This is a genomic window from Enterococcus sp. (genome assembly GCF_022711995.1).
Classification (GTDB): domain Bacteria; phylum Bacillota; class Bacilli; order Lactobacillales; family Enterococcaceae; genus Enterococcus_D.
The window spans coordinates 1-4,954 of sequence record NZ_JALAHI010000149.1 but is presented as its reverse complement, the minus strand read 5'-3'; the positions used below and the strand labels follow the sequence as shown (position 1 = coordinate 4,954).

Here is a 4,954-nt window from a genome sequence, read left to right as displayed (position 1 = left end):
GAAGAAGCAATTGATAAAATCGTTGCCCCAACAGGATTTAAAGCCATCTTAGTTCTTGTTCCGTTGATTTTAGTTTTAGTTCTTTTATTTAGAAAAGTAGATATGATCATTGCCGGGTTGGTGGCAGGGGTCATAGCCATGATCATTGGTGGGATCAGTTTAGCCGAAGCCAATACAAAATTGTTGGAAGCTGTGCCGACGATGTTGAGCATCACGGTACCTATCATCAATTCTGCTGTGGCGATGGCCGTTTTCAAAGCTGGTAGCTATACAGCGGCTTTAACATTGGCTAAGCGAGGCACCAAAGGCAAGGTGGAATATGTTTCGGCATTTATTGTAGTATTGCTTGCTGCAGCCACTTATATGTCCGGTATCGGTGGAGGCAGTGCAATGGTAATTGCACCGCTAGCCTTTGCGGCAGTGGGGGTCGTTCCGGAATTGATTGCAGCGATGTCCTTAGCAGCTGCTGTTTCCTTTACAACATCTCCAGCTTCTTTGGAATCAAGTATTGTTTCCAAACTGGGCGGCTTTAGTGTTTCTTCCTATGTGGCGGAAATGCGGCCTTTTTGGCTCCTGTTCGTCTTATTGGCGATTGTTTTGGCATTTTGGGGAACAAAGCGCCGTCACATTGGTTTTAAAGCCTCTGCTGAGGATGAATATGAGACAAAAAGCAATGCTCAGTTGTTCAAAATCACCTTGCCCGCGATTTTCCTATTATTTTCAGTGATTTTTGGGCCGCTGGTCAATGAGCTGATTGGGTTTGTTTTCTTTACGCCATTGGTCTACATGGTGATCACATTAGCACTGATCTACTTATGTACCGATTTTTCAATGAATCAATCGGTGGAAGCGATGGTGGATGGGTCTACGTATATTTTGACACGTCTGTTTCAAGTGGGGATCTTTTTGGCATTCATCAATATCATTGCGCAAACCGGAACCTTCGCAGTCATTGCTGGTGTGGCACAGAATGCACCGGAATTCGTTGTGGTACCTGTAGCGATTTTGACCGGAGTTTTGATTGGGGTTCCAGCCGGTGCCTATGTAGGTTCGGTGCTGACCCTTGTCTTGCCCGTTGCGGTGTCCCTAGGATTCCCACCGATCGCTTTAGGCTTTGTGACCATGGGTGTGGGCTTAGGCAGTCAAATGAGTTTCGTTAATATTACGATGCAAGCATTATCTTCAGGCTTCCAAATCCCGATTTTGGATGTAGTTAAAGGAAATGTGAAATGGCTAAGTCTGGCTTCTGTTCTTTTATTGGTTATTGGTTTGATTTTTGGTTAAGCGAGGAGGAAATGAAATGGATTTATTAATTAAACAGGCAAGAATCGAGGATGGAGAAGAACTAAAGGATGTCGGCATAACCGAGGGTAGGATCGTCGAAATCGCACCAACCATCGAAACTGCCGCAAATGAGACGATTGAAGCCAACGGACGAGTCCTGATTCCTGGTCTTGTAGAAAGCCACATCCATTTGGATAAAGCGTTGATTGCGGATCGTGAGCCTAACAACTCCGGTACGTTACAAGAAGCCATCGCAGTAACTGCGAAATTGAAACCTACTTTTACAGAAGACGATATCTATCAACGGGCAAAACAAGCTCTTGAGATGCTGATCGTTCATGGCACGACAGCTGTTCGGACCCATGCAGAGTTTGATCCCGCTCAAGGATTTACCGGTTTTGATACGATCCTGCGATTAAAAGAAGAATACAAAGATTTGATCGACATGCAAGTCGTCGCATTTCCTCAAGAAGGCATTTTCAAAGCACCGGGTACCGATAAAATGATGATCGAAGCCATGGAAAAAGGCGCGGACGTTGTAGGCGGTATTCCTTATAATGATGCACCAGCCAATGAACACATTGATTTGGTGTTTGCGATTGCCAAACAATTTGATAAAGATATTGACCTCCATCAAGATTTTGCCGATGAAGCAGATGAAACCTCCATTGTTTATCTGTGTGAGAAGACCATCAAAGAAGGTTATCAAGGACGGGTATCTGTAGGTCATTTGACAGCATTGCATGCGATGCCCCCAGAAACATTAGCAGAAGTCATCTCATTGATGGCGGAAGCTGAGATCAATGTCATGCCCCTACCAGCAACAGATCTCCATTTAGGGGCGAGAAACGATCCTTACAATGTGCGCCGGGCAGTGACCCCTATTCGCAAATTAAGGGATGGCGGTGTAAATATCTGCTTAGGAAGCAACAACATTCGTAATGCCTTTACACCTTATGGCAATGGGGACTTGATTCAGATTGCCATGCTGGCTGTTCCGGTCGCACATCTAGGGGGTGCCGCGGACTTGCCAACAGTTTTGCCAATGATCACTACAAATACGGCCAAAGCGTTGAAGTTAACCGATTATGGGTTGGCTGTGGGAAAAAAAGCGGATCTCGTTTTATTAGATACCACAGCAAAAAGCAATGCATTGATTGACTTACCGGAACGAGTGTATGTCATCAAGAATGGTCGGATAACTGTAAAAATCGAGAAAAATATCGAGATCTTACGGTGACATTCGGAAGCAATCAACTTTCTTAGAAAAAATTCCTGTCTGATAAGTGAGAAAATAGGACAGCAGGTTTTTTTCTAAAAAACTTTTAAGTAAAACGACTGCTTCGAGCAGAGATATGTGACCAACACAGCACAGGATTATCTTCCTCTCATAAGGGAGACAATCCATGCTGTGTTATTTTGTCTTGAAAGAAGCAGAGAAGTCTTTGAGATGGGAAACGGTTTTTCCAGTAGAATGGTTTGATTTTACAATATATAGTGTTTTTTAATTATTTTTTAAGCGCTTTTCACTATATCTAGTATTTACTTTTTTGAGAGAATCGGTAGAATGGACTTTGTAGTTTTACCGGAGCTAGATTTTATCAGCAGGAAAATCAACAGGATAAAAACGAGGCCTCAGAAGTGTCCAAGCAGCTGTTCATATCTTGGTCGAAAGGATTGTGGAATGATTGTTTAGCAATTAGCAACATAGTAGAACAGGTACAAAGTAGGTGGCAATAAACGGGAGACAGGAATCTTGAAATACTGGATGAATTTGATACACTAGAGAGGTTGTCCATGACTCAATGGAAGCCGGTCTTGTTGCAAAAGGCTGAAATGAGTGATCAGTATTTTTCCAAGGAGCAATTGAAAGTTAAAGCAAAGACGAGCTGTCCAGCTTTATAAGGGAATAATTTTTACGAGACAGAGGTCGCTCAACGATATTTTAGTAAAGGGATGGATGCATGTGTTATTGATAGCAGGAACGATTGGAGCAGGAAAAAGCAGTTTGACCGATTATTTATCGAAGGAAATGGCTTCAAAACCATTTTATGAAAATGTTGAGGACAATGATGTATTGCCATTGTTCTATTCAAATCCAGAAAGATACGCGTTTTTGCTGCAGATCTTTTTTTTAAATAAAAGTTTTCTCGCAATGCGGGAAGCATTGTCTCATGATGACAATGTGATCGATCGTTCGATCTATGAAGATAGTATGATGTTTCATTTGAATGCTGATCTTGGGCGAATCTCCCCAATGGAAGTTGAGCAATACGACAATTTATTAACTACGATGTTGCGAGAATTGGAAGATTCTGCGCCAATGAAACAGCCGGATCTGATGATCCATATCAAAGTTTCCCTAGAGACCATGATTGATCGAATCGGCAAACGTGGACGTTCTTATGAACAAGTAGCAAATGATCCAACCTTATACGACTATTACAGACAATTAAACGAACGTTATGATGCTTGGTACGAAAATTTTGATGTATGCCCGAAAATGCAAATCGACGGAGACAAACTTGATTTTGTAGCGAATCCGCAAAACTTGAATAAAATCATGAAAATGATTGAAGAAAAATTAGCAGAGATCCGCACAGGAAAAGTGAAAGGAACCTACCAAACCCATCGGGCTGTCGTAAAAGGCGATTTCTCATAAAAAAGTGATTCTGATAAAATACCTCGTTGAAAGTGGAAAATACTATTAAAATATGATGCCAGTTTTCTACGAAACGTGCTAAAATCATATCGATAATGATATGATAATGTTGAAGTGCGAGAGGGGAAAGGCAATTGAATGTAGAGAAATTTATTGCAGCGCGAAAGGCTGCAGGGATGTCCCAGAAAGAATTATCAGACGGCATCTGCACACAAGCTACGTTGAGTAGGTTTGAAAATAACGGACAAGTTCCTTCGTTAAAAATATTGATCAAGTTATGTAATCGAATCAATCTGCCATTAGCCGAACTTTTTTCTTCAATTAACGTCGTAAACTCGCAATTAGATGAACAATTGGAAAAGGCTGAATTTTCTTTGATCACCAGTGAGTTTCAACAATTGGCCCAAATTTTAGACAAAATTGACCCACAGATGATTGTCGATACTGAGTTAAGCGCACGGTATTATTATCTGAAAGGATTTGAGATGGTGTTCAACCATGCTCCTTTCACAGAGGTTCTGTTTCATTTTGATCAACTATTGATGTCTAAAACTGCGGATACGCTCTATCAATTGTTAGCTTACACAGGAATCGGAATGGCTTATGCTCGTGAAGAAGAATTAGAAAAGGCAGAAGTCTATTTCGATAAGGTCTTTCGCGAAGTCTACTCCTATCAAATTCGTACAACGGAGGAAATCTGGCGGGTATTGAATATTGTTTTTCATTGTGGTGTTTTTTATGCCCAAAAAAATGATTTAGAAACTAGTAATGCTTTATTGAATTATGCGATCGACATTTGCTCAGAAAATCATTTGACTTACTATTTAGCTCGAGCAGCAGCCCAATTAGCCAAAAATGCCCAAGCGTTAGGAAAATCGAGTTCTGTTATTTTAGAAATGATTCAAGATGCACTGGCGTTTGCTAAAATCAATAAAAATCGTCATCTTATCAATGAGCTCAATCAAATGAAAAAACAGTTATAATCAATTAATAGCAAGTATTTTCATT

4 protein-coding genes are annotated in these 4,954 nt (G+C 40.9%); all 4 read left to right on the top strand.

Going from position 1 to position 4,954, the window contains the following annotated elements:
* Positions 1-9: 9 nt before the first annotated feature.
* The 4 genes from Q0A12_RS14735 to Q0A12_RS14720 all read left to right on the top strand — a co-directional run bounded on the left by Q0A12_RS14735 (position 10) and on the right by Q0A12_RS14720 (position 4,929).
* Positions 10-1,284, top strand: coding sequence for a citrate transporter (locus Q0A12_RS14735; RefSeq protein WP_291293383.1), 1,275 nt, complete (start codon positions 10-12; stop codon positions 1,282-1,284).
* A gap of 16 nt (positions 1,285-1,300) precedes the next feature.
* Complete coding sequence (locus tag Q0A12_RS14730; protein WP_291293382.1) at positions 1,301-2,524, top strand: amidohydrolase family protein; 1,224 nt, start codon at positions 1,301-1,303, stop codon at positions 2,522-2,524.
* Positions 2,525-3,244: 720 nt separating this feature from the next.
* Entirely contained in the window at positions 3,245-3,946 is a 702-nt protein-coding gene (locus tag Q0A12_RS14725; RefSeq protein WP_291293381.1) for a deoxynucleoside kinase, read from the top strand.
* Between the two features lie 134 nt (positions 3,947-4,080).
* Entirely contained in the window at positions 4,081-4,929 is an 849-nt protein-coding gene (locus Q0A12_RS14720) for a helix-turn-helix transcriptional regulator (RefSeq protein ID WP_291293380.1), read from the top strand.
* The last annotated feature ends 25 nt before the right edge of the window (positions 4,930-4,954 follow it).

Bases quoted from the DNA above. Each gene is read 5' to 3' on its own strand.
- Q0A12_RS14725 (WP_291293381.1), top strand. From the start codon at position 3,245: ATGCATGTGTTATTGATAGCAGGAACGATTGGAGCAGGAAAAAGCAGT.
- Q0A12_RS14730 (WP_291293382.1), top strand. From the start codon at position 1,301: ATGGATTTATTAATTAAACAGGCAAGAATCGAGGATGGAGAAGAACTA.